A 25,286-nucleotide genomic window follows, 5' to 3' on the forward strand; every position below is an offset into this window, starting at 1 on the left:
CAGAGACTTATAAGAGAACGAGGCTCAAAATGTACACCAATGCCATTGCCGTGACACCTTGAACGAGCGTAGCCATGGTTTGCGCGCGGTACGCTAAGCCCACCGACATGCGGCTAAACTGCGAAACTACCCAGAAGAAACTGTCGTTTGCATGAGAAACCGTCATCGCACCTGCACCGATCGCCATCACCGTTAATACGCGGCCCATTTCTGAATCGAGCCCCAATTGCGTAAGCATAGGCGCAACCAAAGCCGATGTGGTCACCAATGCAACCGTTGATGATCCTTGCGCCGACTTTAGCGCAGCCGCAACGATAAATGGCATGAAAATACCCACGCCCAGCGCCGATAGCGTCGTACCTAAGTATTCACCTAGCGGCGTGGCTTTTAATACCGCGCCAAATGCACCACCCGCACCGGTAATCAAAAGAATAGGCGCAGCAGCCGTAATACCTTGGCTGATTCGCTCGCCAAATTCTTCAATCTTGTTGTCTGATTTGAGTAGGCGAACAGAAAGGAACAGGCCAATCACCAATGCCGTTAGTGGCTGCCCTAAGAAAGTCAGAACATCAAACACAAAACCTTCGCCCAGCGGTAGGCTTGGGAATTTCGCGATAGAGCCAAAACAGATCAATAAGATAGGAACAAAAATAGGAGCGAATGCTTGGCTCGCCGTTGGCAATTTGCCGTAAGACGCTTTGAGTGCTTGCCAGTCTTGCTGAATTTCTTCTGCGGCTTCAATGCCATCTGGTTCAACATGTTGGAATCGGTTCGCCCACAACATCCCCGCTAACGCCGCAACCGCTGCAACAAACACACCCACACCAATCACTAAACCAAGGTTAGATTCCAGGCCTAAGTTACCCGCAGCGGCAATCGGGCCAGGAGTTGGCGGCACAAACGTGTGCGTTGCGTATAGGCCAGTTGCCAACGCCACACTCATCGCAACGCTTGAGGTTTTTAAACGCTTGGCGAGTGATTCTTTGAGCGAGTTCAGAATGACAAAGCCTGAATCACAAAATACTGGAACAGAAACGATGTAACCGATGATGCTCATGGTCAATGTTGGGAAACGCTCACCCAACACTTTGATGACCGTATCGGCCATGGTGATCGCCGCACCACTTTTTTCCAAAATAACACCAATGATGGTACCTAAAACGATAACCAAACCAATGTAACCAAGGATACCGCCAAAGCCAGAAGCAATGGTTTTGGCAATGCTATCTGCCGGTAATCCGTAAGCAAATGCCGCAAGAAACGCTGCGATGATCAGCGCTAAAAAGGGATGTAATTTGAATTTGGTGGTCGTGAGCACAATAAATGCGATCACCCCAAGAAGGATTAATATAAGGTTCATGATAACTCCATTTATTCTTATTTTGCTGAGCGAGTCCGTGTTGGCTCACTCAACATGTAGGGACGCATGAATTATTAATCGTTTGCTTTCGAATTCCTTTAGGCGGAGTGACAAATGATGTGGTCAAAAAATAACGCGTATTGTGCAAATGCACAACATCACGACATTTTTGAGAGCCGAGTCGCAATATAAAGCTCCGCTAACCCCACAAAATTGGTTGTTGGTAGCCCTGTTATCTCGGTGATTTTCTCTAACCGATAGCGCAGAGTGTTCCGGTGAATAAACAGCATTTTAGAGCATTCTGTTACATTGCCATTGCATTCAAACAGTGCATCTAGGGTTTTCAATAATTGCCCAGATTTGTCTTTCTCTTTCAACCGTTTCACACCATCAATAATTTGTTCACCTTGCCAAATATCCGCCAACGGCGCTAACAAAACAGGCAAACGAAGTTCATCGAACAGGTACTTACGTTTCTCTGGGTAGAACTGCTTGCCAATGGCTAATACCTGCTTCGCACTTTGGTATGACAACGCGACATCTTTAGGCTCATTAAACAGCTGCCCTAGCGCAATGTGAAACGTATGCGAATCGTGATCGCTTAAACGCGACATCAACTTATCAATGCGCTCACTTTCAACTTGGCTATCCCACTGCTTGGCGGAATGACACGGTTTCAACACCACAATTTCATTCACCGAGACAATCGCAACTAGGTTGTTACGCTCTGGGTATTCAAGCAGTTCAACAATATTGCGCACACTCTTCATGCTTTTTGAGGCCGACGGCGTCGAGACTTCAATCACCGTTGCCACCCGTGGTTGAGTAACATCGATAGAAAGACGCATCGCCCAATCTTTCAGCTCTTCATCGGTCAATTTCCCATTGATCCAAGCCAGAATAAACTCTTCGCGATGACGTCTGTCCCACTGAAATTTTTCCACCAGCGCGGCTTGCTCGATTGTCAATTCAGCGGTCATTTTAACCAGTTTGGCAAAATCTCGGATTTTCTCCGGCTCGCCTGTGACACCAACAATACCGACCACGTCACCATGCAATTTCAACAGCATATTGATACCGGGTTTGACACCCTGCAACGTCAAACATTGCTGCTCATTAAGCTCTAGCGAATCGCCATGATTCAGAGCCAGTACCGCGCCATCATGCACTTGCCCAACACGTTTAGGGTCGCCACTGCCAATGATGATGCCTGCCGAGTTCATCACATTCACATTGTGACCAATGATGGACATGGTTCGATCAACAATTTGTTGTGCTAAAGCGTGGTCGAGAATCACCATTTCGAGTTTCCAAATTGACCGTTTAATCACTCAATAAATCACAAATGGCAAACTATCGCGATGCTGCGGTTCTAAATAACGGAAGCAGCTCAAAGCATTATCCAATTACCCATATTTAAAAAGTGGATTAAACCTTCATTTTTAGCAGAGGGTTATATACTTAGAACAAAGGTTACCAATGCATTCTTCACTGTGCATTGATGCCACTCGTCTACCTACAGAGGAGAGCTCAACATGGAGTTACGGAATAAATCGGGGGAAGTTGCAAATATTGCTGATAACCTCACTTTGAAGGAAATCACAGAAATGGGCTACACCGTAGATTTATGCGATGAAGCATTTGCCCCTGGAGAGCATTGGAAAGCGGAAGGTAAAACGCAAGGTATGGGCGAGTATCCAGAGGAGTAAACGTCCTGACTAACCAGCGCACAAAGCGCTCCACAAACAGAAAAGCCGAGCGACTTAACGCTCGGTTTTCTACTTTTGAACTTCTTGAATAAACAAGCCCATCTCTTCAAGATAATTGCCGTTTGAGCATCCCCAATCGGTGACTTCAATCAGCTCGGTAACTAACTGTCCAGATTCATCATTTTGTACTCGCTGCACAAACGCTTCAAAGCGTTCCAGTTGCGCCTGACTCTTAACGCCATGCACGGCATATTCTACAAGCAAGCCGTTGTACGTCTGCCAGCGCTGATCGCCAGCAACATCATTGCCTAAAATCACAGAACACTTTTGTTGAATGCTTTCAACCGCATCATTTCTTGGCGGCGCGACTGTGGAACATCCAACTAAAATCGTACCTACCGCCAATAACGTAACTTTTGTCTTATTTATCATATCGTTTCCAACTGTATCGCCACGATATGGAAATCTTATTACACCTGATAAGGATCATCGATAGCGCACCGCAGATTAATTACTTAATAAACTGTAAACTCCATACCAGTCTTAACACTGCAAGCTCATAACTCCTATTAACTCACCCAAATGTAAACAAATAGTAAAATCACCTTTACGCGATGCAAAATCGACAAATGAGATTAGCGTTCCTTTCTCGCGACCAAGCGTGCAATAATCAACTGTCTACATAACGAAACCATTTGAAGGATCAAAATGACCGCAACGGATTACCTCAACGACCTCAATCAACGTTACCTTGCGATTCACCGCACCAAAGAAGATTTCTTTTGGGAAACTTACATGGGGATCAGCGATGACCATGATGGCTCGACGCAAGCACAAACGGCATGGACAAGCTTTTTAAGCAACGCCGAGCAAATTACTGCCATCAAACAACAGCTTGAAGCCGCGGACTCAATTACCGACCCACAAGAGAAACAACAAACCATTACGGGTCTATCTGGTTGGCTGGCGATGTTTGAATCTCACGCTATCGAGGGCGAAAAAGCACAAGCGTTGAAAAATCAGCTCATTGCCTTTGAAGCTGAGCTCTTCGAGAAAAAACAGAACCACGTACAAACATTTACCGATGAGAACGGCGAGCAAGTAGAAGGTTCACTTCCAGTATTGAGCTCAACCATTCGCACTAGCAATCATGAAGAAGTTCGCCAATCGGCTCATCAAGCGTTGCTGAACCTTGAACAATGGCTACTGCAAAACGGCTTTATAGAACTGATCAAACTGCGCAACCAGTTCGCTCGCTCACTGGGTTATGCGACCTTCTTTGATTACTCCGTGCAAAAAACGGAAAAGATGAGCTCCGAGCAGCTATTCGAAATTTTGGAAGATTTCGAACAACGCACGCGAGATGCGCATCTAAACAGCTTAGAAAACTTGGCGAAAGAGAAAGGCGCAAGCGCACTAGCAGGCTACAACTTTGTTTACTCATTCGCGGGTAACGTTATGCGTGACCTTGACCCATACGTGCCGTTCTCAAAATCTCTGAGACGCTGGGTAGAATCATTTGGTCGCCTAAATATTGATTACTCTGGCGCGACGCTAACGCTGGATTTACTAGATCGCAAAGGTAAGTACCCGAATGGGTTCTGCCACGGCCCTATCCCTTCTTTCTATAATCAAGGCGAATGGGTCGCAGCGCAGGTGAACTTCACCAGTAATGCCAAACCAGACCAAGTGGGCAGCGGCTACGATGGCATTAACACGCTGTTCCACGAAGGTGGCCACGCAGCACACTTTGCGAACGTAAAAATGAACGCGCCTTGTTTCTCGCAGGAGTTTGCGCCGACGTCAATGGCTTATGCAGAAACTCAGTCGATGTTCTGTGATAGCCTATTAACCGATGCCGATTGGCTAAAACAGTACGCACTGGATGATGAAGGGAATTCTGTGCCTGATGAGATTATTCAAGCAATGATCAACAGCCGTCAGCCATTCAAAGCTTATGAAGAACGTAGCATCTTGGTTGTACCATATTTTGAGCGCGCGTTGTATCAATTGAGCGATGACGAGTTAACGCCAGAGCGCATCACTAAGCTCGCTCGCGATTGTGAAAAACAGATCCTTGGTTTGGAATGCAGCCCTCGCCCACTGATGGCGATTCCACATTTGCTATCCGACGAAGCAGCTTGTGCGTATCAAGGTTATCTACTCGCGCACATGGCGGTGTATCAGACCCGTGCATACTTCCTTGAGAAGTTTGGTTACCTAACGGATAACCCAGAAATTGGCCCACTGCTGGCAAAACACTACTGGCACGCAGGCAATCACTTGTCGCACAACGAAACCATTGTCAGCCTGACTGGCGAAGGCTTCAATGCCAAATACCTTGCAGACGTGTGTAACCTGTCGCCAGAACAGGCATGGGAAGTGCAGCAGAAGAAAATCGACTCACTTGCGACGCGAGAGCGAGCATCAGTCGCTTCACTGAACGCCGCGATTAAAGTCGTCGACGGCAGTAAAGAGCTGGCAAGCAACACCATCTCTGACGAACAAATGTGTGACGATTTTGAACGTTACATCGTAGAGACTTACGGTCGATAACACGCAGAAAGCCAGGAGCTTGCCTTCTGGCTTTTTATTCTTTAGCTAATGCAATAGGAAGGAAGATCCATGTACCAAGAAGTCATCAAATTTTGGTTCGAGGAGCTATCGCCCCAAAATTGGTTTGAAAACAACCCAGAACTGGACAAGCGTATTGCATCGCGATTTGCCTCGGTATTAGAACAAGCCGCTCGTTGTGAACTGTTTAATTGGCGTGACAGCGCACAAGGACGATTGGCCGAAATCATCGTCCTCGACCAGTTTTCACGTAATGTGTATCGCAACACCCCAAAAGCGTTTGCACAAGACCCACTCGCATTAGCATTGGCTCAAGAGGCTATTCGGTTAGGTCACGACAAAGAATTAGCGCCCGAGCAGCTAAGCTTTTTGTACATGCCGTTTATGCACAGCGAATCTCGCCTCATTCATGTCCAAGCTGAAAAATTGTTTCGCGCATCAGGGCTTGAAAATAACTACGATTTTGAGCTAAAACACAAAGCCATCATCGACCAGTTTGGGCGCTATCCTCATCGCAATGCGATACTGGGAAGAAAGAGCACTCCCGAAGAGTTATCGTTTTTGCAACAACCTGGGTCAAGTTTCTAAATAACAATGAATAATGAGTTAACCATGAGAGACCACGCAGTATGTTGGCCATGCTTGCTAAAACTAGACGGCGACGATGAGCTGATCTACACGCATTCCCAGTCCGACTTAGACTCTGAATGCGAAGCCCTCATTTTTGGGCAAGATGATTACGTTATCGACTCAAATGGCAACACGTTCGAATTGGAAAATAATGGTTCGAACGCCACTCTTTTACATCCAAAAGAACGAACGCTGTCCGTAGAAGAGGTTACGTCATTAATCCAATCGCATGAATTCAGCCTCGCGCAACGGTGCATTATCAAGATTCATTTCACCTCGGTGAGGCAAGCTGTTGAGGCCTTAGCTCACTAAATCAATCCCAACATGCACATCATTAAATAAAATTATCATTTTTATAATTTATGATAATTTCATGTAATCAACATCACACCATATACTCTCCCACATCGAAACAAGACAACGTTCAAACACACATGTTGGGAGCAAACAAATGAAAATGAATCATGTCGGTATTATGGTCGGAGATATGGACAAAGCGGTTGAGTTTTACACGCAAGCGCTAGGTTTAAAAGTCGTTATGGGCAACACGAAAGTGATTGAAGAACGCGAAACGGCAATTGGCAGAATGTGTATTGCGGTCTTTGGGGAAGGCTTTAAAGGCTTCAACATTGCGCACCTTGTGACAAGTGATGGCATCGGCCTTGAATTATTCGAAATGAAAGAGCGTCAAGAGCGCCATGAAGTGGATTTTTCTCGCATCGGTATCTTCCATTTCTGTTTGCAGACAGACGATTTTGAAGGTGCTATCAAACGCACCGAAGCACTAGGTGGCAAAGTGCGCATGGACATCATGCGTTACCACCCAGAAGACGATAATAAGCCTGCGAAAATGGTTTACCTAGAAGACCCATTCGGCAACCTATTCGAGCTTTACTCACACTCATACGAAGAAACTTACGCTTCTGATTACGAGTAATAGCCCCATCCATATTCCAAAAGGCTAGCAATACGCTAGCCTTTTTTGTTTGCTTTGAGTTGCAGTGTTTCTGCACTCGCTCTAGCAAAAAAACATCTGGAATTTGATCATTTATCTCACCACTTTTAAGGTCACTTTATACTTACCTCAACACAATGCAAAAAGGAGTGAAGCATGCCCACCAAAAATCCAATCGCCATCAAAGCGCTTGATCATGTTGTATTAAGGACCTGTAACCTCGATGCTATGTTGCATTTCTATCGAGACATTTTGGGCTGCCCTGTCGAACGCGAAGTAACGGAACTTGGTTTAACTCAACTTAGGGCAGGTAACGCATTGATTGATGTAGTGACGGTAGACAGCGAATTGGGCCAACTCGGCGGTAAGCCACCAGTTCAAAATGGTCGTAATATTGACCATTTTTGCCTGCAATTGGCGCCTTTTTCCGAGGATGAATTACTGGAATATCTGCGTTCGAACGGCATTGAAACCGAAGAGTTTGCGAAACGCTACGGCGCACAAGGATTCGGTCGCTCACTCTATATTCATGATCCGGAAGGAAATGTAGTCGAGTTAAAGCCTCAAGTGATTGATGAGTAAGCGAGTAAAAAACCTTGTTATATTCTGAAAATAACAAGGTTAATTTCTAAAATAATTATTGAAGTAAGATCATATTATTAAGTCAAAATTCTAGCTGGTTCACCTATTTCTTTTTCTCGCCACCATTGTTTATTTATATGTTCTTGATGAACGTAAAAACTCTCCCCCGGCATTGGCGTCAGCAGCGTTATATGTTCTTTTTGACAATGGGTAAGCAAATCTAAAATCGGTTCGTCCCAACGGTGAGTAAATAGCTCGTATGTAGCCCAATGCACGGGCAACAGTTTTTTCGCATTTAAATCGTGAAACGCTTGCACGGTATGGTGAGCCTGCATGTGCCCCCAGTTTTCGACCGGATAACCTTGGCCTTTCACATCGGCAGCCACTTCCAAACAAGCAATGTCGATTGGCCCACATCGCTTTGCGATCTCGGAAAAGTGCGAATCGTAAGCTGAATCGCCACTAAAATAGAGCGTCTCTTCTTTACCTTTGATGACCCAAGAAGCCCACAAGGTCGAGTTTTTATCGAAATAAGTACGACCAGAATTATGATTAGCGGGCGTACAAATCAGTTCGATTCCGGCATAGTGCACGCTATCCCACCAATCGAATTCCACGATGTTGTCTGCGCAAACGCCCCACTTTATCAGATGCTTGCCAACCCCTAAGGGCACATAAAACGTCACGGATTTATCAGCGTAGAAACGTATGGTCGATGCTTCTAAATGGTCGTAATGATCGTGCGAAATCACGATAATTTCAGGAATCGGCAAACAATCTCTGGCATGGGTATTGGGAACATTGCGTTCAAACCACGCTTTTGCGATGAACGGAGAAGCGTAATCAAATACCGGATCGGTCAGAATTCGAATGCCATCGACCTCCACCAGCATGGTGGAATGGCCCAGCCAAGTAACGCGCATCGATTCACTTCGCTGCGCAAACTGCGTAGGTTGAATTGGGAAATGTGGCAGATGTTCGTTAGGACTCAATGGCGTTCTACCACCAAGATAGCTCCAACACACCTGCCAGAATGATTGCGGGCTAGGGACATTTGGCATCTCGTTTTTAACGCGGCCGTTTTCAAATTGAGGCGAGTGGTGAACACGGTGCGCCAACTGCGCATGGTAGGTTTGAGGGGAAATCAGTGAACTTGGCTTTTGTGTCTTTTGTTCACTCGTTAGGTATGTGCGCTTAAGTATCGTCTCAGACATATCGTAGTTTTGTCTCGCTTGTGAACGCTCAACAGTAAGTTTATTAAAACGTGCGTGTATGTCTATTTCGTGACCAAAATGAGGTGTAAGATGAAGATTCAGTTTCAATCAAACGTCTTCTATTTAAGGATACGGTTCTCAAACCTTCTGAATACTGCGTCGGTTTGAAAGGAGAAAACTATGGTGACTTGCAGCCAATACGATTTTATTGAAATCGCCTGTATGTTTAAGCTCCCTATCGAGATCACACTAAAAAATGGTGAAACTCATCAGGGCAACGCGTTCGACACAGGCTACGACATGCAGCGACAAGAGTGTTTGTTTTTAGATATGGATGGAGAGCACACCGCCTTCCCGACTGAACAATTAGTCGCAATGCGCGCGCTCAAAGCCAATCCGCATTTTGACGAAGTGACGTTTGAGTAAACGTCCTTCTTTCACTGACACCGTCCAATAAAAAACGCCTCTCAAGCTGACACAACTTGAGAGGCGTTCTCTTACACTATTCACCGGAACTTCATGTTATTCACGCGACCGAATGAAAACCAGCATCGGCATCATGATCACGAACATCACTCCCACAAGCTGGAAGGTGTGCACAAAGGCGACCATTTGCGATTGCTGCTGCAACATCTGTTGGTATTGGTCTAACGCAACCGGGTCGGTAATAGAAAGCCCCTGATTGGCCGCCCAGTCATGCAAGTTAGGATTATAAGGATTAATACCCTCTCCCAGCGCATGCCATTGCTGCTGACTATCACGATATTGGAACGTGGTTGCGATAGAGATACCAAACGAACTACCAATGGTACGGAACAGATTGTAAATACTCGCCGCCGCAACAGATTGCTCTTTCGGAATCGTTAAATACGCCAAGGTGGATAGCGTCGAGAAGGTTAAACCAAGCCCCATCCCCTGAATCATACTCGGCATCACAATCCAAAATGTATCGATCTGCAGTGAGTACTGCGTCATCAAATAGCTACCAATCCCGATGCAGCTCAAGCCAAAGACTATTTTGATTCTGGGATCGAATTGCGGATTGAGCTTAATCACCAAAATCAACATCGCCGCTGACGCCAACCCACGCGGTGCCATTAATAAACCAGTGGTTGAGACCGGATAATCCAGCAAGCTTTCCAACAGCATTGGTTGTTGAGTCGTCAGACCAAACATCGCCATCGACACCACGGCAATCATCAATGACGAGACCATAAGGTTTCGGTCTTTCAGTAGCCACAATGGCGCTATTGGACTTTTGGTTTTCCAACTGCGATATATCCACATCACCAATCCCATGACTGCGAGCAATATCGCCGTCTGAATCATACGTGAGTCGAGCCAGTCGTCTTCATTCCCTTTATCCAACACAAACTGCAACGCGCCCACACCTAACGCCATGTAACCGATGATCCACCAGTCAAAGTTAGGTTTGGATTTGTTGTCGATATGGATATAGCGATAAATCAAAGAGGTACAGATCAAACCGAATGGCAAGTTGATGTAAAAAATCCAGCGCCAGTTAATGTTGTCGGTGATCACACCACCCACAACTGGGCCCAAAATAGGACCAAGCAAAATGCCGATGGAGAAAATCGCCATCGCTTTGCCTTTTTGCTCATACGGATAAATCTGCACTAACGTCGACTGCGCCAATGGAATCACCGACGCGCCGAAAGCGCCTTGGATAATGCGAAATAGCACCATCTCTTCAAGAGACTGTGCTTGCCCACAAAGCGCACTGGCAATCACAAAACCGATCACAGCAACCAACATGACTTTGCGTTCACCAAAACGCGACACCCAGAAACTGGTCATCGGAATGAAGATCGCTTCCGCCATGCTGTAACCCGTCAACACCCACGTAATTTGGTCTGCCGTTGCGCCCAACGCGCCCATCATGTGCGATAGCGACACGTTCGCAACGGTCATATCGATTAACACCATGATGGCAGAAAGCATCACGGCGACGGTGGCAATCCCCCGTTTGTCTGCCGTAATTTGATGGCTCATTGCACGCTACTTTGCAAATCAATGGTGACTTCTGAGCTCGCACCCACGCGAAGTTGCGGCGCATCGGCCGGTACTTCTAATGCCAAACGTACAGGGAAACGCTGTTTGATTTTAACCCAGTTACCCGTTGCGTTTTCTGGTGGCATCAAGGAGAACGATGTACCACTCGCAGGCGACAGCTGCTCTACCGTTGCTTTCCACACCACGTCTGGGTACATATCAATCACCACATCCGCATGCATACCAGGTTTGATGTGAGTAAGATCGGTTTCTTTAAAGTTCGCGCGTACCCAATAGCTGTCTTTTAAAATCACAGGGAACAGCGTTTGACCCACGCTAACAACCGAGCCTACGTGCGTATTGATCTCACCGGCAATGCCATCCACTGGTGACGTAATGTCGGTGTAGCTCAAGTTCAGCTCTGCTTGCGCTAACTGTGCTGCCGCTTGTTGAACAACCGCAGCCTCTGCGCCTTCTTCACCACGGTTCGCAATGGCTTTTTCTACCGTCGCGCGCTTGCTCCAGGCTCGCTTGGGCATTGGCTAGTTTGTTTTTTGCCGTATCTAAATCTTGGTCCGACGCCAGTTTGCGTTTCACTAGGGAATCCGTACGTTTGTACTCTACTTGCGCTTCTGTCAGGTTAGAGCGCGCCGCATCTAAGCCCGCAACAGCTTCAGTTACCTGCTTATCGGCAACGTCATGTTGCTGGACCGCCAATTGGTATGCCGCTTTTGCTTGCTTCACTGCCAACAAATATGGGCGTGAATCTATCTTCAGCAGTAGGTCACCTTTGTTAACAGATTGGAAATCTTTAACATTCACAGAAACCACTTGGCCTTTTACCTGAGGCGCTACCGACAAAATTTTTGCCCTAACGTAGGCATCTTCCGTGCTTGGGTGACTGTCTGAATACTGCCAAGACCAATACATCGCACCAAATGCGATAACACAGAGAGTAAAGAAAAGAGTTTTTACCAGCTTAGATCTGGAGGAGGAATGCTTTGCGATGTCGTCGCTCATTTATATTGTCCACTTGTTCAATTATGTGATCAGTGTAGGACTTTTCGATCTTCCGACAATAAAATGATCTGCAAGGTAAAGATCCAATTTTGCATGTTGCTAAGTGGAGTAAATGATGTGCAATCAAAACGAGGATAAAAAAGAGGGGCAGTCCCCGTAACCGCCCCCAAAGTCATGCCAATAATAGTAATGTGCGTGTAACTACTGGTTTTTCTTAGAACTTGTAACCGCCGCTGATCATAAATACCCAAGGGTTAATTTTGACGTCGGTTTTTTGCTTCACTCCACCTGCTTTGTAAGTTGCTTCTGTTTCAATGTTTGCGTACCACGCAGCAGCGTTGAAGAACCATTGATCGTTGATCATGTAGTCCACACCAATATTCGCTGCTAGACCGAATGAGTCATCCAACTTAAGATCTGAAAGACCAGCGCCTTTACCCGTACTATTGAAGCCCTCATCAAAGAACATGGTGTAGTTGAGACCTGCACCCACGTATGGACGGAACTTACTTTGTGGCTCGCCAAAGTAGTACTGCACCATAAGCGTTGGTGGAAGGTGTTTGGTGTCCGCGATATCACCAAGACCTAACAAGTCTGTTGAAATATCGTGGCTGAATGGTGTTGCTGCTAGAAGCTCTAAACTGATGTTGTCTGTAAACATGTAGCCAAACGTCAAACCAAGCTGCGTATTTGAATCCACTTTCAATTCTTCTTGAGAACCAAGAATCTTATCGCTGCTGTCGTTTGGAACGACAGACGCCGCACCAACACGAAGAACGAAGTCACCTTGTTTATGAGCGAAAACACTTGGTGACACGAGTGCAGCAACCACTGCTAGACTGCAGATTGTTTTTTTCATTTTTATTTCCTTTCGTAGGGCTTCGTTATGTCGTACCCAAAGGGGTGCCTACTAACTGATCTGAGATTTCAAGTAAACTCAGCGCCTTGAAGCACACGGGTATCTATATCTTTTTGAGCTGTGCGCAATCTAGCACATAGAAACCCTACTATTTTGATGGAAATCAATTTGTGAAAAATATAGGTTTTTTGTATGGAGAAACGCCATATTGATCAACAAATTATGCAAATAGGATACAATTCTGTAATGCAAACTGTGCGTGTGAGTTGCCATGCATACCCATAAATGCGAATCCTCTCGTTAAGGCTCGTAGCCAGCAAAAACTTTTTTCGTCCTCTACGTCTTCTATTTTCAAAAAACAACCCACTTAAAACGCTCGTTTGCCCCCTTAAAATCGCGATTTGAGGGGTTTGTAAAGCACTGAAATAAAAGAAGTTATTTTTATGGAAAATCAGTCACTTGGAGTGCTAGTCTGCTCGCAGCTAAGGAGAAGACATGTTAAAAACCGATCTCATTTTTGAACGAGAAAACTTTTCTCATCACGATTTTCAGAATGCCACCTTTAAAAACTGCCACTTTTATATGTGCAGTTTCGACCATGCCGATCTGCGCGATGCTAAGTTCATCGACTGTCGCTTTATCGAATCCAAAGCGCTAGAAGGGTGTAGTTTTCGTTTCGCGAACTTAAAAGATGCCAGCTTCACGAACTGTATGTTGGCGATGAGCCTGTTTAACGGCGCAAATTGTATGGGCTTGGAGCTGCGTAAGTGCGATCTCAAAGGGGCAAACTTCCAAGGTGCGAACTTTGCTAATCGCGTCAGTAACACCATGTTTTTCTGTTCTGCTTTTATTACTGGCTGCAACCTCACCTACTGTAACTTCGAACGAGTGTTACTAGAAAAATGTGACCTCTTTGAAAACCGTTGGAACGGTGCGAACCTCGCAGGGGCAACTCTCAAAGGCTCGGATTTATCTCGCTGCGAATTCTCGCCAGAACAATGGGGAACCTTTAACGTTGAGCAATGTGATCTGACTCATGTCGAACTAGACGGGCTGGATGTGCGCCGCGTTTCTCTGTTTGGTGTTAAGATTTGTGATTGGCAACAAGAGCAATTACTTGCGCCTTTTGGACTGATCATTCTCTAAGGAAAGGCCATGAATCTTTTTAAAGACTTACCGAATAACCTCGACGAGGAAGTGTTCGAAGACCTGCTGACCCACAAAAACCTGCGTATAGAACGCATTGTCTCTACGGGGCAAACCTCGCCCGAAAGTGGCTGGTACGATCAAGAAGAACATGAATGGGTCTTGGTTCTTAAAGGAGCTGGAGAGCTGACTTTTGAATCAGATGTAGTGCAACGACTTGAGGCAGGCGATCACGTTACGATTCCAGCTCATACCAAACACAAAGTGAGCTGGACTGACCCAACGCAAGAAACCATCTGGTTGGCGGTGTTTTATCAATAAACACAAAACGATCTTAAACCAAAAAATAGGCGCGAGTTTGCTCGATACTACTAAGCCGTCACTGGCACTGTTTGATTTTGATGGCACCATCACCCGAGAGGATATGTTTAGCCTTTTCCTCCACTATTCTGCTTATGGCCTGCGCAAACGAGTAGGAAAGGTCGCTATCATGCCATTTTATGCGCTGTACAAACTCGGAGTGTTACCCGCTCGTGTTATGCGTCCTCTCAGCAGTTTTATTGCATTTTCAGGGAAAGAAACGCAGAAAATTGAAGCGATTGGCACTCAGTTTGCCCATGAAGTGATCCCGCTGTACTTACGGCCAGAAGCGATGGAAAGGCTGGCTTGGCATCAACACAGAGGCGATACCATTGTGGTGGTGTCGGCATCACTCAATGCGTATCTCAAGCCTTGGTGTGAAGCGAACGGTTACCACTTGCTGTGCAGTGAACTGATCTCAGAGCAGCCAAAACTGAGTGGCTTTTACCAGCAAGGTGATTGCAGTTTAGAAAGAAAAGTCTCGCGCGTGAAGGCGGCGTTTTCGCTCGACGAGTTTGCGTCTGTTTATGCCTACGGTGATACACACGAAGACATTCCGATGCTCAAACTGGCAGACTACGCGATGCTCAACTGGAGCGAGTGGAGAGCAAGCGAATAACGATATGTGCTCTGATTTTCAAGGCAACCACTCGACCAAAGTGATCGTTTTAGGCTAAAAAAAACAAACCCTTCTCACATGAGAAGGGTTTTATTGATCAGGGCCCGAATAACTGGCTTAACGCCATACCCCCCATTGACCCGTTGTGCCTGGTTCCTCACCAGACGTCCACCACTGAGCGGTCCATTCTTTACCGTTGTGCGTCACCACATCACCTTGGTCGTAAACAGCCGTCTTGTCCCACAAGTTGGTTGGTTCAACTGGTGGCGGTACATCCGCTTTGATCAGTGACAACGCATAACTGAAGTCTGCGCTTGGCGCTAATACTTGGTTCGCATTCACGTTGTTACTATCGAACATGTAGTGGCTCATCTCTTGATGCCAAATGCCCACGTACCAATCGCCCGTTTGCTGCGCATTAAATTGATCCGCAATTTCTGCCGCCCAAGTCGCCGTATTGTTTGCACTGATTGGTAGTAAAATATCGACAATTTCATTGCCTGTCGCATTAAACGTACGAAAACGAATGGTGTCACCCGCTTCTACTGGTCCGAAACCTTGCTGAACAAAGTAGCCTAGAGATGTCAGATTATTGCCCGGTTCGGTTGGATCAACAGGGTCAGTCGGTGGCGTCGTGCCTGTTCCGTTTAACGTAATGTCACTACAGTTGTAGAAACCTTCCCCAGAAACATCAATGCGCTGCCAACGAGTATAAAGCACCGCATCGCCGGAACGATCAGCAGGGAAAGTCACCTGAATACGGTAGCGTTTTTCCGCATCAACATACACATCACCTGCGGTGTCGATCAGCTCTAAATCACTCCAAGTAAGAGGCTTTGAATCATCATAAGTTGGCTTGGTGAGATAGAATTCCCAGTACGATGGGTTGTGCGGCGCTTTGCCGTAAAACACCAATTCAATCTGGTTATTTGCATCTGGCGTAACATTGGTGCGCTGCCAGTTTGGAGAAGGAAAGTTCAAGCCTTTCTTAGCGGCATCGCCAGCAGAACATAGCTCACCGTCGCGAACCACGGCTTTCACATGCTCCATATCTCGGTAATTTGGTACGTTTGCTGCAATTTCGCTGCGTTGCACAAACGGGTACGCACCAGATTCTTCAAAAGCCGCTTTACACGCTTGGTTAGGGATCTCGTTGGTCCAAAAGCCACCGTCTAAATAACACGTATTTTGACGAGCACTTGGAAACTCTACCCAGCCGTGGGCGTTGACATTAAATGAGCTCAATGCGGCAACAGCGCTTAAGCTCAAAAGAGGAAGTGTTACATGTGATTTCATCGTGCATCCTTAATTTTGCTGACTCGCCGCTCTGAAACACAAGCGGTTTAAGCAAAACTAGCAGGATGGGATTATTTAGAAGGTGAGAATAAATATGGAAATTGTAAGAGTGCCATCTGCTTTCCAGCATTTGTTGTGAACCATTCTCATACTCGACTGACTCTTTCGAGTCACTTCAAATTCATGTGCCACAAAAACTGTCACCCTCGTTTGGCTATCGCTCGTCTTTTGGTGTGTCCATCACCACCATCGTTGTGATCGACTTGACGTGTTCGCACTCACCCAACACATCAGCATGGAACGCTTTATAAGCGGCGAGATTTTGCGTCTCTACGCGTATGAGATATTCGTTAGATCCCGTAATGTTGTGACATTCCACCACCTCGTTTACAAAACGCACATGCTCTTCGAAACCCAGCTGTGCCTGCTTAGAGTGCGAGGCCAAACCAATCGACACATAAGCGACAAAACCCACGCCAAGTTGCTGATTATCCAGTACTGCTCGGTAGCCTTTGATCACGCCTTTACGCTCTAAATCATGCACTCGGCGTAAGGTTGCAGACGGAGATAAACCAACGCGTTCCGACAGCTCCACATTGGAGATTCTTCCGTCTCGTTTGAGCACTTGCAATATTCTTTCGTCAAATCTATCCATGATGATGTTTCATTGCTTATTTAGTTTCTAATCATCAAATAAAAGCACAATATTGACCTCAGTTCTACTTATAGTTGTTCTCAACTTATCGAGAACTGATTCAAGGAACAATCTATGGAATATCATCAACTGGGTGCTTTGGCGTTGTTCGCTTTTGTCTCCACTTTTACGCCGGGTCCCAATAACATTATGTTGATGACCTCAGGGGCAAATGTCGGCTTTAAACGCACTATCCCACACATGTTGGGCATTACCTTCGGCTTTGGTGCCATGCTAATTTTGGTGGGTATTGGCTTGATGAGCCTGTTCCATGCCTACCCGCTAACCCACTCCATTTTGAAAGTATTGAGCTTGAGTTATTTGCTGTACTTGACGTACAAAATCGCCACCAGCGACAAAACCGAAGCAAAACACGATTTTCGCCCAATGTCTTTTTTAGGGGCTGTCGCATTCCAATGGGTGAACCCGAAGGGTTGGTCGATGGCGTTGACGGCCATTACGGTATACAGCAGTGGCGGTGCATGGCTCGAACAGACTTTTATCGCCGGTATCTTCTGCTTAGCTAACTTGCCATCGGTAACATTTTGGACGGCGGCAGGTATGCAATTGCAGCGTTGGTTGACCACCGATAAACGCGTTAAGGGGTTCAACTACAGCATGGCTGCGCTGTTGCTTTTGTCTACGATTCCAATGATATAAGTCTATTTGGGGTTAAAAACGACTCACTTTACGTAATTGGGAAAGGACAGATACTGCATTTTGCTTGAGGCTTTGGCGTTAATTCACAGTGTAAATTTGTTTAAAGACGCTACCCTCTTGTTAGGGAACTTGATAATCTTTAAATGAGAAAGAGAATAATTATCGAGTAAAGTAACAATGAAAAAGAAGCCTCAACCTAAAACGCTTGTTGTCACAGACACAGAAACCATCACTCCAAACATGCAGCGCATTACCTTGCAAGGTGAGGCGCTGAGCCACTTTCCTCGTGACTGCGAAGGCAGTTACATCAAATTACTGTTTAACGATATGGGCGGCGCGGATCTAAGCATCCTGTCAGAAGACGACCGACCAATCATGCGCACCTATACAATTCGACGCTTTCATCCAGAAACCAGTTCAATCGAAGTGGATTTCGTCCGACACGTAACGCAAGATCTGCAATGCGGATTTGCCGCACGTTGGGCAATGGCCGCGCAAAAAGGCGACACGATCAGCATCGTAGGGCCAGGTAGCATCTCCAACTTAAATACGGAGGCGGATTGGTTCTTCATGGCTGCCGATATGACCGCACTTCCAGCGCTTTCTGCGAAAATTCGTACGCTGCCAGAAGAGGCCAAAGGCTACGCTGTGATCAGCGTGATGTCTCCAGACGACATCCAACCCCTACACTCGCCAGCAGGCATGGAGTTGATTTGGCTAACTGAACAGCAAACCTTGGCTGATAGCGTTCGCGAACTGGAATGGTTAGATGGTAACGCTTCGGTATGGTGTGCGTGTGAGTTCGATTCAATGCGCGCGCTGCGCCAATATTTCCGCAACGAAAAAGAAGTCGATCGCGAGAATATCTACATCAGCAGCTATTGGAAAAAAGGCGTGTCTGAAGATGGGCACAAAGTGATTAAACGTGAAGACGCGGAATCCAACCAATAGTGATTCATGTCTTTTCGATTCCAGCTCTCATCCTAATAAAAACGCCCGGCATCACCGGGCGTTTTAGCGACTTCAGTTGTATTAAAGTTCATGAAAACTCTAATCCGCTAGTTCCTGCGCTAAAAAGTCGATCAACAACCTCACTTTGGGCGATAAATTTCGGCTTTGTGGATACAGTGCCCAAATGCCTTCACGGTCATCTCGGTAATCGGTCAGCACCTCGACTAGCTCACCGTTATCTAGAGCTTCTTGAACGTAATAGTCCGGCAACTGCACTAAACCCAAACCACGCTTGGCGGCGCCCATTAGCGCAAAACCACTATTGCATTTAATCCTCCCCGACACACGCAAAGACTTATCGCGTTTATTTTCCTTAAAATGCCAATAATCGACCGAACCAACTAGGCACTGATGTCGAGCCAGTTCGGATAATGTGTGAGGCTCGCCAAATCGCTCCAAATACATAGGGCTAGCACACACGTAATTTTGACGCGACGAAAGACGCTTTGCGATCATGCTGGAATCTTGCAGGCGGCCAAGACGAATCGCCACGTCTACCCCTTGCTCTATCAAATCCAGTTTTTGATTGGTCAGAACTAAATCGAGGTCCACACGCGGGTATTTCTCCAAAAACTGATGCAAGAGCGGTGCGAGGTTCATTTCCCCATAGGTCACAGGCGCTGTCACACGCAGCAAACCTCGCGGTTCGGTTTGCATTTGCGTTACAGCAAGCTCAGCCAGTTCTAGCCCTTCGACCAAGTGTTTGCACTGCTGATAATAAAGCTGTCCAGCTTCAGACAGAGAAACTTTTCGCGTCGTGCGATGCAGTAACTTAACCGCAAGACGCTCTTCCAGTGCCGATACGCGGCGACTGATTTGTGCCACTGACGTTTTCAGTTTAGCCGCGGCAGCTGTAAAGCTGTTAGTTTCCGCTACGGCAACAAACTCGCTGACTCCTTCCCAATTCGCCATGCTGTATTCCTGTCGACCTCTTCTAGACAAATAGTGATTACATTGTTCTCGTCGAGCTACGCTTTGAAAACGGGAAAACTTTACGCGTCAGGTAACGGACGAAGATCGTCGTATTGCGCATCAAGCTCAATACCAAAATATTCTTTCAACGCATCCAGGTAGGCTTGACCTGGCTCTAGCTCTATTTCTGTTAGCTCTTCATGATTGGTGCATCTGAGTGTGTAGTTAAGCAGCGTCACCAACCCACTTTCTGTCGCTCTAGCAGCGACTCTTGCGCTAGTAAAACGCGAATTAGGCGAAGTCGAGGTAAAGAAGTTGCTACATGCAATGTCACCAGCAAACACAAACTCTAGGTCAAAGCTGTATAGATTGTTCCACGTGTCCGTTCCATCGGTTGAAAGCACTTGGAGGAAATAACCAAACTGAGCATCTTTGACAAAACGGAAGGTTTGTAAATCCGTCTGAATCACTTGGTCAAGGATAAATGGCAATGGCGCTCGAGGGGTATTGGAGCCAAAACCCACATCGACAATCCATGTTTGTTCCTCTAACGTCACTAACGTGATTTGATGACTACGACCTGTTGGTGTACCAGCCACATGTACACGCCCTAGCAAACTTCGCGCTTCAAACCCAAGAGTGTTGAGCACATCAAGCATTAAACCATTTAATTCAAAGCAGTAACCACCGCGAGAGTGGTACACGGTTTTTTGAATAATATCTTCAATCTCAACAGAGACGCCTCGCTGCAATGCGATGTCAAAATTCTCAAACGGCAGGCAACGATGCTGCGCCACGTGAATTCTGTGCAATGACTCCAAATCGGCGGGCAATTCACTAGGCAAGCCTAGCTTGGTTAAATAGGCACTCAGATCCGTCTTATTCATAATGACTCTTACTTAGCTGATGGTTTGACTGTTTTCTACTTTAGCCCCTCTATCTAACTTCAGGTCAATCACCTTTTCCATTTCCCTTCCGCTTTAAGGAGGCATAGCACTCTTTTTACACGCTCACCTTATCATTATTACGCATATGTAAAAATCATTTTCAAAATGGACGGATTATCATTTTTACTGAAACACCTAAAATGAGCACCAACAAAACGACGAAGCGCGGTAAGCAAACCTTAACTACGCTTATTACGTCACTCCATATACTGAAAATATAAAGGAAACATCCAATGTCGCTTGAAATCAAACCTGGTCAAACTCACATAAAATCAAAAGCAATGGTCGCTTGGGCTGCAGGTGAGCCGCTTAAAATGGAAGAAGTGGATGTACAACTTCCAAAAGCCGGCGAAGTGCTAGTACGCATCGTAGCAACTGGTGTTTGTCACACTGACGCATTCACACTATCAGGTGACGATCCAGAAGGTATCTTCCCTTCAATCCTTGGTCACGAAGGTGGCGGTATCGTTGAAATGGTTGGCGAAGGCGTAACAAGCGTTGAAGTTGGCGACCACGTTATCCCACTTTACACTGCTGAATGTGGTGAGTGTAAGTTCTGTAAATCTGGCAAAACGAACCTATGTCAGGCCGTTCGTGAAACGCAAGGTAAAGGCCTAATGCCAGATGGCACAAGCCGATTCTCTATCAACGGCGAAACTATCTTCCACTACATGGGTTGTTCTACTTTCTCTGAGTACACGGTTCTTCCAGAAATCTCACTAGCGAAAGTAAACAAAGAAGCACCACTTGAAGAAGTTTGTCTTCTAGGTTGTGGCGTAACCACTGGTATGGGTGCGGTATTAAACACAGCTAAAGTTGAAAAAGGCGACACAGTGGCAATCTTTGGTCTCGGCGGTATCGGTCTTTCTGCAATCATCGGTGCTCGCATGGCTGGTGCCAGCCGCATCATCGGTGTAGACATCAACGAAAGCAAATTCGACCTAGCGAAACAACTTGGTGCAACTGACGTAATCAACCCACAAAAATTCGACAAGCCAATTCAAGAAGTGATTGTTGAAATGACAGACGGTGGTGTTGACTACTCATTCGAATGTATCGGTAACGTAAACGTGATGCGCCAAGCACTTGAGTGCTGTCACAAAGGTTGGGGTGAGTCAGTAATCATTGGTGTTGCTGGTGCAGGTCAAGAGATCTCAACTCGTCCATTCCAACTGGTAACTGGTCGTGTATGGCGTGGCAGCGCTTTCGGTGGCGTTAAAGGTCGCTCTGAGCTTCCAGAAATCGTAAACCGTTACATGGCTGGTGAATTCGGCTTACAGGAGTTCATTACCCACACAATGGGATTAGCAGACGTCAACAAAGCGTTTGATCTGATGCATGAAGGTAAGAGCATCCGAACAGTTATCCATATGGATCAATAATGCTGCCTCAGGCTCTCCTTTTGGGGAGCCTGAATTCCTTCTGCTAATTAGAGAGTTTATTCATGACCATTGAAAATGTAAGCCAAGCCAAAGTGTTTGGCGGTTGGCACAAGCAATATACACACGAATCAAATGCGCTAAACTGCACCATGCGCTTCGCGATATTCTTGCCACCTAACGCAACGAAATCAAACCCCGTACCCGCGCTATACTGGCTCTCTGGTTTAACGTGTACCGATGAGAACTTTATGCAGAAAGCGGGCGCATTTCGTATGGCGGCCGAGCTTGGCATTGCGATCATTGCACCAGACACAAGTCCGAGAGGCGAAGGTATCGCTGACGACGAAAGCTATGACCTAGGAAAAGGAGCTGGCTTTTACCTTAATGCGACGCAAGCACCTTGGTCACTGCATTACTGTATGTACGACTATGTGACTGAGGAGTTGCCTGCGATCATCGAAAGTAACTTCCCTGTCTCTGACGTGAAGTCGATTTCCGGTCACAGCATGGGCGGCCACGGAGCGCTCACCATTGGTCTGAAAAATTCAGAACAGTACCGTTCAATTTCAGCGTTCAGTCCAATCAGTAACCCAATGCAATGCCCTTGGGGACAAAAAGCCTTTACTGCTTACTTAGGCAAGGAGCTTGAAAGCTGGAAGCAATACGATGCAAGTGAACTTCTAAAACAACAACAATCACCATTACCAATTTTGGTTGATCAAGGTGATGCTGATGGCTTCTTAAATGAGCAGCTTAGACCGGAAGCGCTTATTGCTGCGGCAAAAATACACGATTCAAACCTAACCTTGAGAATGCAACCAGGCTATGACCATAGCTATTACTTCATCTCAAGCTTTATTGAAGAGCACCTCAACTTCCATGCAAAATATTTGTTTGCATAGTTAATTTAAGTAAGCTCATGAAATAAAAAATAAAGTCACCAAAACTAGGTGACTTTATTTTCTTTACGTACTAACAAATACATATCTGAATATCGATGATTTAAATATGTAAAATAATGTAACTTAAGAACAAATTCGACGTCCATTTCTCGCCTTATTAGATTCTCATTTCCGACACAGTATCTTTATTAAAAATGACACAAAGTTGCACTAAAAACCTATTAAATACCGCGAGATCATTACGAAACTCTACCATCATCCCAATACTCTGAGCTTTTAATTAAGAAGCAACTTAATAACCTTGACGTGACGTAAACCGACAGTTATTTTTGAAACATAACGTATTATAAAATCTCATCCGGTTGGCTCTATAATTATAAATAAATTACCGCTAGCACCTTTGTCCTAGCTAAGAAAAAAGAATAAAACTCAAAAGGGCATATGATGAAAAAAATAGTCGCGCTAGGTCTGTTTTTTGTTGCGCCATTCTTGTCTGCAAATACGATCGTATTTAGTAGTAGCCAGCAGCCTAGTGTCATACTGGAACTGGAAGAGATCCAAGCTTTACCTACCACTAGCTACACGATGACATTGCCTTGGCTTCCTGCCTCGTCAGAGTTTTTAGGCGTTAAACTCAGCACGCTTCTTACACACGTCTACGGAAAGGTACCAGAGCAGGTTGATATCAGCAGCTTAAACGACTACCACTCGACATTGTCCCGACAAGATATTCTTCGATATCAACCAATACTGGCTTATCAACAAGATCAGAATTACATAAAAGTCAGGAATAAAGGCCCTTTCTGGGTGATATATCCACTCAATCTCTATCCAGAGCTAAACTACAATAAATATCATGCGCAAATGGTATGGCAAGTAAATGAAATAAAAGAAAAATAATAAGAATGAAGTTATCAGAACCCTATTCTAAGAAACAAAGAATATTGCAATATTCTACCACCAGCAAAATGCTGCTGGTGGTGTTTGCCGTTTCTTTGCTTCTCGCGAATGTCGTGCTTTTACAGCAAACACGTTCACTCTCACAAAATTTTAATAACGAACAAAAACAAGCGACTTGGTTTTTATTCCAACTCTCCAAAGAACTATCAGAACTTGTCGGCGAGGCCAGACGGTTAGATGAAAACGTATTGAATATTGATGGTGCAGAGCTTCAATACGAGTTAGCGTGGAGTCGCTTTGACTTATTGACCAGTAGCACGAAAGCCAATAAGTTCTTTTCTCGGAACAACATGCACCTTTACTTCATTAACCTTTTTGAAGAGTTCAAAGAGCTAGAAAAACAACTGGTAGAAGCTAGAACAGGTGATAGCCAAGCTGCTGCTGCATTTTATCGTTCAACTCAAACACTATATTTAGGCTTAATAGACTTCGTTAATCAAAACTTCCGTCTAAGCAGTAAAGCTTATGAAGCACAAAAAGGTCAAACCCAGCGCTTAATGCAAGCACAATATATGTTGTTTGCGACGTTCGTTTTGTCGATTATCTCTCTAACTTATTTCTTTTATCGTGAATCCCATTTTCATAGAAAATTGGCGCTAAGCGACCCTTTGACGAACCTAGGGAACCGCAATGCACTATTCATAACCCTAAACAAATTTACTCAAGAAAAAAGGCCCTTTTCTCTCTGGATTCTAGATTTAAATGGTTTTAAAGAAGTCAACGACACACACGGACACCAAGTTGGCGACACTGTACTGCGGGAAATCGCTAGGCGGCTTAATTCTATGGCACTCAATGATTTTACTGTTTATCGCATGGGAGGAGATGAGTTCGCGGTTATCCTTGAAGGTGAACATCTCAATGAAGAGAACGTACGTGAGCAGATAAATACCGTCTTTGATGCACAAATATTAAACTCCGATAAAGTCTCAACACTTTCAACAAGCATGGGCTTAGCGCAATACCCTAAAGACAGTGACAATGTTGACTTTCTTATCAGCATAGCGGATAAGCGCATGTACAAAATGAAATTTCAACGTTAAACGGTATATATGATGAGAAAGTTCATGCTAGTACTGCTTCTACTGGCAGTCATTGCGGCAGGTGTGTTGGCTTGGGTATTTATTCCATCGCACGAAACCATCGGGCAAAAAACGCTTGAGCAGGCACTCAACGACGACTACAGCCTAGTTGGGCATCGAATCTACTCAACCGATCCGGATGCTGGCAACCGATTCGGCTACTTCGTATTGGCAACGGGCCAGAGCATTGAAGAGCAAGAGCCGTTTTTGGTCACTTCAGATCAGTTTATTCGCATGGAGCAAACGGGTGATAATACCTTGTCTGTGACCGTCAATGGCCGTATTTACCATTATCATAACGACTTGTGGGTGCCAAAATCAGACGGGAAATTGCAACACTTTTTAGTCAATGCAACCGCCAAGTACGTACGCTAAAACGGGAACCTTACTCCCCCCAAA

The 25,286-nt window shown here is 45.6% G+C and carries 27 protein-coding genes and 1 pseudogene; 17 read left to right on the forward strand and 11 right to left on the reverse strand.

What is annotated here, in order from left to right:
* Nucleotides 1-7 precede the first annotated feature (7 nt).
* Nucleotides 8-1,360 (reverse strand): GntP family permease, encoded by a 1,353-nt coding sequence (locus tag R7F07_RS06220; protein WP_017634362.1) that lies wholly within the window; start codon nt 1,358-1,360, stop codon nt 8-10.
* Nucleotides 1,361-1,518: 158 nt separating this feature from the next.
* Entirely contained in the window at nt 1,519-2,661 is a 1,143-nt protein-coding gene (locus tag R7F07_RS06225; protein ID WP_005374330.1) for a sugar diacid recognition domain-containing protein, read from the reverse strand.
* 234 nt (nt 2,662-2,895) lie between these two features.
* On the opposite strand from R7F07_RS06225, the gene R7F07_RS06230 reads away from it, so the two are divergent.
* A complete protein-coding gene (locus tag R7F07_RS06230; protein ID WP_005374332.1) occupies nt 2,896-3,069 on the forward strand; it encodes a hypothetical protein in 174 nt (57 codons plus the stop codon).
* Nucleotides 3,070-3,138: 69 nt separating this feature from the next.
* On the opposite strand, the gene R7F07_RS06235 is transcribed toward R7F07_RS06230, so the two are convergent.
* Nucleotides 3,139-3,501 carry a hypothetical protein gene (locus R7F07_RS06235; protein WP_042522348.1) on the reverse strand — a complete coding sequence of 121 codons (363 nt, stop codon included), beginning with the start codon at nt 3,499-3,501 and terminating at the stop codon, nt 3,139-3,141.
* Between the two features lie 276 nt (nt 3,502-3,777).
* Between R7F07_RS06235 and R7F07_RS06240 the strand changes: the two genes are divergently transcribed.
* From R7F07_RS06240 to R7F07_RS06260, 5 genes are all read left to right on the forward strand, one after another.
* The gene (locus R7F07_RS06240; RefSeq protein WP_171342380.1) at nt 3,778-5,625 is read left to right on the forward strand and encodes a M3 family metallopeptidase; all 1,848 of its coding nucleotides are present in this window, start codon (nt 3,778-3,780) and stop codon (nt 5,623-5,625) included.
* Between the two features lie 69 nt (nt 5,626-5,694).
* Nucleotides 5,695-6,231, forward strand: a complete 537-nt coding sequence (locus tag R7F07_RS06245) for a DUF924 family protein (RefSeq protein WP_064354462.1) — start codon at nt 5,695-5,697, stop codon at nt 6,229-6,231.
* 24 nt (nt 6,232-6,255) lie between these two features.
* Nucleotides 6,256-6,585 carry a DUF4144 domain-containing protein gene (locus R7F07_RS06250; RefSeq protein ID WP_053350102.1) on the forward strand — a complete coding sequence of 110 codons (330 nt, stop codon included), beginning with the start codon at nt 6,256-6,258 and terminating at the stop codon, nt 6,583-6,585.
* Between the two features lie 139 nt (nt 6,586-6,724).
* Nucleotides 6,725-7,210, forward strand: a complete 486-nt coding sequence (locus R7F07_RS06255; protein WP_025768760.1) for a VOC family protein — start codon at nt 6,725-6,727, stop codon at nt 7,208-7,210.
* A 174-nt stretch (nt 7,211-7,384) separates the two neighbouring features.
* Nucleotides 7,385-7,810, forward strand: a complete 426-nt coding sequence (locus R7F07_RS06260; RefSeq protein WP_017821017.1) for a VOC family protein — start codon at nt 7,385-7,387, stop codon at nt 7,808-7,810.
* A gap of 77 nt (nt 7,811-7,887) precedes the next feature.
* Here the strand turns inward: R7F07_RS06260 and R7F07_RS06265 are convergent, their stop codons facing one another.
* Nucleotides 7,888-9,024: an MBL fold metallo-hydrolase gene (locus tag R7F07_RS06265; RefSeq protein WP_171342588.1), complete on the reverse strand. Its 1,137-nt coding sequence runs from the start codon at nt 9,022-9,024 to the stop codon at nt 7,888-7,890.
* A 180-nt stretch (nt 9,025-9,204) separates the two neighbouring features.
* Between R7F07_RS06265 and R7F07_RS06270 the strand changes: the two genes are divergently transcribed.
* Nucleotides 9,205-9,450 carry a Rho-binding antiterminator gene (locus R7F07_RS06270; RefSeq protein ID WP_005460845.1) on the forward strand — a complete coding sequence of 82 codons (246 nt, stop codon included), beginning with the start codon at nt 9,205-9,207 and terminating at the stop codon, nt 9,448-9,450.
* Between the two features lie 96 nt (nt 9,451-9,546).
* On the opposite strand, the gene R7F07_RS06275 is transcribed toward R7F07_RS06270, so the two are convergent.
* From R7F07_RS06275 to ompW, 3 genes and pseudogenes are all read right to left on the reverse strand, one after another.
* Nucleotides 9,547-11,037 carry an MDR family MFS transporter gene (locus R7F07_RS06275; RefSeq protein ID WP_005383288.1) on the reverse strand — a complete coding sequence of 497 codons (1,491 nt, stop codon included), beginning with the start codon at nt 11,035-11,037 and terminating at the stop codon, nt 9,547-9,549.
* Nucleotides 11,034-12,057 (reverse strand): annotated as a pseudogene (locus R7F07_RS06280) (HlyD family secretion protein). Before R7F07_RS06280 ends, R7F07_RS06275 begins: the two are co-directional and overlap by 4 nt.
* A 214-nt stretch (nt 12,058-12,271) precedes the next feature.
* On the reverse strand, nt 12,272-12,916 hold the full coding sequence (gene ompW, locus R7F07_RS06285; protein ID WP_158155629.1) for an outer membrane protein OmpW: 645 nt from the start codon (nt 12,914-12,916) through the stop codon (nt 12,272-12,274).
* Between the two features lie 495 nt (nt 12,917-13,411).
* Here ompW and R7F07_RS06290 point away from each other — a divergent pair, with 495 nt between their 5' ends.
* The 3 genes from R7F07_RS06290 to R7F07_RS06300 are packed head-to-tail and all read left to right on the forward strand — an operon-like array spanning nt 13,412 to nt 15,041.
* Nucleotides 13,412-14,062, forward strand: a complete 651-nt coding sequence (locus R7F07_RS06290; protein WP_005460782.1) for a Qnr family pentapeptide repeat protein — start codon at nt 13,412-13,414, stop codon at nt 14,060-14,062.
* 9 nt (nt 14,063-14,071) lie between these two features.
* Nucleotides 14,072-14,383 (forward strand): cupin domain-containing protein, encoded by a 312-nt coding sequence (locus tag R7F07_RS06295; RefSeq protein ID WP_047725283.1) that lies wholly within the window; start codon nt 14,072-14,074, stop codon nt 14,381-14,383.
* A gap of 37 nt (nt 14,384-14,420) precedes the next feature.
* Complete coding sequence (locus R7F07_RS06300) at nt 14,421-15,041, forward strand: HAD-IB family hydrolase (protein ID WP_033907205.1); 621 nt, start codon at nt 14,421-14,423, stop codon at nt 15,039-15,041.
* 117 nt (nt 15,042-15,158) lie between these two features.
* Here the strand turns inward: R7F07_RS06300 and R7F07_RS06305 are convergent, their stop codons facing one another.
* Nucleotides 15,159-16,337: a lytic polysaccharide monooxygenase gene (locus tag R7F07_RS06305; protein WP_171342382.1), complete on the reverse strand. Its 1,179-nt coding sequence runs from the start codon at nt 16,335-16,337 to the stop codon at nt 15,159-15,161.
* A gap of 214 nt (nt 16,338-16,551) precedes the next feature.
* Entirely contained in the window at nt 16,552-16,992 is a 441-nt protein-coding gene (locus R7F07_RS06310; RefSeq protein ID WP_171342383.1) for an Lrp/AsnC family transcriptional regulator, read from the reverse strand.
* A 114-nt stretch (nt 16,993-17,106) separates the two neighbouring features.
* On the opposite strand from R7F07_RS06310, the gene R7F07_RS06315 reads away from it, so the two are divergent.
* Complete coding sequence (locus R7F07_RS06315) at nt 17,107-17,691, forward strand: LysE family translocator (RefSeq protein WP_171342384.1); 585 nt, start codon at nt 17,107-17,109, stop codon at nt 17,689-17,691.
* A gap of 177 nt (nt 17,692-17,868) precedes the next feature.
* Nucleotides 17,869-18,642: a siderophore-interacting protein gene (locus tag R7F07_RS06320; RefSeq protein WP_171342385.1), complete on the forward strand. Its 774-nt coding sequence runs from the start codon at nt 17,869-17,871 to the stop codon at nt 18,640-18,642.
* 99 nt (nt 18,643-18,741) lie between these two features.
* Here the strand turns inward: R7F07_RS06320 and R7F07_RS06325 are convergent, their stop codons facing one another.
* Together R7F07_RS06325 and R7F07_RS06330 are read right to left on the reverse strand one after the other, a co-directional pair.
* Nucleotides 18,742-19,614, reverse strand: coding sequence for a LysR family transcriptional regulator (locus R7F07_RS06325; protein ID WP_017633836.1), 873 nt, complete (start codon nt 19,612-19,614; stop codon nt 18,742-18,744).
* Nucleotides 19,615-19,694: 80 nt separating this feature from the next.
* On the reverse strand, nt 19,695-20,501 hold the full coding sequence (locus R7F07_RS06330) for an arylamine N-acetyltransferase family protein (RefSeq protein ID WP_171342386.1): 807 nt from the start codon (nt 20,499-20,501) through the stop codon (nt 19,695-19,697).
* Nucleotides 20,502-20,794: 293 nt separating this feature from the next.
* Here R7F07_RS06330 and R7F07_RS06335 point away from each other — a divergent pair, with 293 nt between their 5' ends.
* From R7F07_RS06335 to R7F07_RS06355, 5 genes are all read left to right on the forward strand, one after another.
* Complete coding sequence (locus tag R7F07_RS06335; protein ID WP_017633834.1) at nt 20,795-21,943, forward strand: S-(hydroxymethyl)glutathione dehydrogenase/class III alcohol dehydrogenase; 1,149 nt, start codon at nt 20,795-20,797, stop codon at nt 21,941-21,943.
* Nucleotides 21,944-22,005: 62 nt separating this feature from the next.
* Nucleotides 22,006-22,845 carry an S-formylglutathione hydrolase gene (fghA, locus tag R7F07_RS06340; protein WP_005374382.1) on the forward strand — a complete coding sequence of 280 codons (840 nt, stop codon included), beginning with the start codon at nt 22,006-22,008 and terminating at the stop codon, nt 22,843-22,845.
* A 444-nt stretch (nt 22,846-23,289) separates the two neighbouring features.
* The gene (locus R7F07_RS06345) at nt 23,290-23,745 is read left to right on the forward strand and encodes a hypothetical protein (protein ID WP_005374384.1); all 456 of its coding nucleotides are present in this window, start codon (nt 23,290-23,292) and stop codon (nt 23,743-23,745) included.
* A 5-nt stretch (nt 23,746-23,750) separates the two neighbouring features.
* Complete coding sequence (locus tag R7F07_RS06350) at nt 23,751-24,848, forward strand: GGDEF domain-containing protein (protein ID WP_005383270.1); 1,098 nt, start codon at nt 23,751-23,753, stop codon at nt 24,846-24,848.
* A 24-nt stretch (nt 24,849-24,872) separates the two neighbouring features.
* Complete coding sequence (locus tag R7F07_RS06355) at nt 24,873-25,262, forward strand: hypothetical protein (protein WP_373921584.1); 390 nt, start codon at nt 24,873-24,875, stop codon at nt 25,260-25,262.
* Nucleotides 25,263-25,286: the final 24 nt, after the last annotated feature.

The sequence above is a fragment of the Vibrio sp. YT-16 genome (assembly GCF_033337405.1).
Taxonomy (GTDB): domain Bacteria; phylum Pseudomonadota; class Gammaproteobacteria; order Enterobacterales; family Vibrionaceae; genus Vibrio; species Vibrio alginolyticus.

Coding starts and splice junctions, on each gene's coding strand:
- R7F07_RS06230 (WP_005374332.1), top strand. CDS start 2,896: ATGGAGTTACGGAATAAATCGGGGGAAGTTGCAAATATTGCTGATAAC.
- R7F07_RS06355 (WP_373921584.1), top strand. CDS start 24,873: ATGCTAGTACTGCTTCTACTGGCAGTCATTGCGGCAGGTGTGTTGGCT.
- R7F07_RS06225 (WP_005374330.1), bottom strand. CDS start 2,661: ATGGTGATTCTCGACCACGCTTTAGCACAACAAATTGTTGATCGAACC.
- R7F07_RS06290 (WP_005460782.1), top strand. CDS start 13,412: ATGTTAAAAACCGATCTCATTTTTGAACGAGAAAACTTTTCTCATCAC.
- R7F07_RS06275 (WP_005383288.1), bottom strand. CDS start 11,037: ATGAGCCATCAAATTACGGCAGACAAACGGGGGATTGCCACCGTCGCC.
- R7F07_RS06315 (WP_171342384.1), top strand. CDS start 17,107: ATGGAATATCATCAACTGGGTGCTTTGGCGTTGTTCGCTTTTGTCTCC.
- R7F07_RS06250 (WP_053350102.1), top strand. CDS start 6,256: ATGAGAGACCACGCAGTATGTTGGCCATGCTTGCTAAAACTAGACGGC.
- R7F07_RS06245 (WP_064354462.1), top strand. CDS start 5,695: ATGTACCAAGAAGTCATCAAATTTTGGTTCGAGGAGCTATCGCCCCAA.
- R7F07_RS06305 (WP_171342382.1), bottom strand. CDS start 16,337: ATGAAATCACATGTAACACTTCCTCTTTTGAGCTTAAGCGCTGTTGCC.
- R7F07_RS06310 (WP_171342383.1), bottom strand. CDS start 16,992: ATGGATAGATTTGACGAAAGAATATTGCAAGTGCTCAAACGAGACGGA.
- R7F07_RS06240 (WP_171342380.1), top strand. CDS start 3,778: ATGACCGCAACGGATTACCTCAACGACCTCAATCAACGTTACCTTGCG.
- fghA (WP_005374382.1), top strand. CDS start 22,006: ATGACCATTGAAAATGTAAGCCAAGCCAAAGTGTTTGGCGGTTGGCAC.
- R7F07_RS06265 (WP_171342588.1), bottom strand. CDS start 9,024: ATGTCTGAGACGATACTTAAGCGCACATACCTAACGAGTGAACAAAAG.
- R7F07_RS06220 (WP_017634362.1), bottom strand. CDS start 1,360: ATGAACCTTATATTAATCCTTCTTGGGGTGATCGCATTTATTGTGCTC.
- R7F07_RS06330 (WP_171342386.1), bottom strand. CDS start 20,501: ATGAATAAGACGGATCTGAGTGCCTATTTAACCAAGCTAGGCTTGCCT.
- R7F07_RS06235 (WP_042522348.1), bottom strand. CDS start 3,501: ATGATAAATAAGACAAAAGTTACGTTATTGGCGGTAGGTACGATTTTA.
- R7F07_RS06320 (WP_171342385.1), top strand. CDS start 17,869: ATGAAAAAGAAGCCTCAACCTAAAACGCTTGTTGTCACAGACACAGAA.
- R7F07_RS06345 (WP_005374384.1), top strand. CDS start 23,290: ATGAAAAAAATAGTCGCGCTAGGTCTGTTTTTTGTTGCGCCATTCTTG.
- R7F07_RS06260 (WP_017821017.1), top strand. CDS start 7,385: ATGCCCACCAAAAATCCAATCGCCATCAAAGCGCTTGATCATGTTGTA.
- R7F07_RS06270 (WP_005460845.1), top strand. CDS start 9,205: ATGGTGACTTGCAGCCAATACGATTTTATTGAAATCGCCTGTATGTTT.
- R7F07_RS06335 (WP_017633834.1), top strand. CDS start 20,795: ATGTCGCTTGAAATCAAACCTGGTCAAACTCACATAAAATCAAAAGCA.
- R7F07_RS06295 (WP_047725283.1), top strand. CDS start 14,072: ATGAATCTTTTTAAAGACTTACCGAATAACCTCGACGAGGAAGTGTTC.
- ompW (WP_158155629.1), bottom strand. CDS start 12,916: ATGAAAAAAACAATCTGCAGTCTAGCAGTGGTTGCTGCACTCGTGTCA.
- R7F07_RS06350 (WP_005383270.1), top strand. CDS start 23,751: ATGAAGTTATCAGAACCCTATTCTAAGAAACAAAGAATATTGCAATAT.
- R7F07_RS06325 (WP_017633836.1), bottom strand. CDS start 19,614: ATGGCGAATTGGGAAGGAGTCAGCGAGTTTGTTGCCGTAGCGGAAACT.
- R7F07_RS06255 (WP_025768760.1), top strand. CDS start 6,725: ATGAAAATGAATCATGTCGGTATTATGGTCGGAGATATGGACAAAGCG.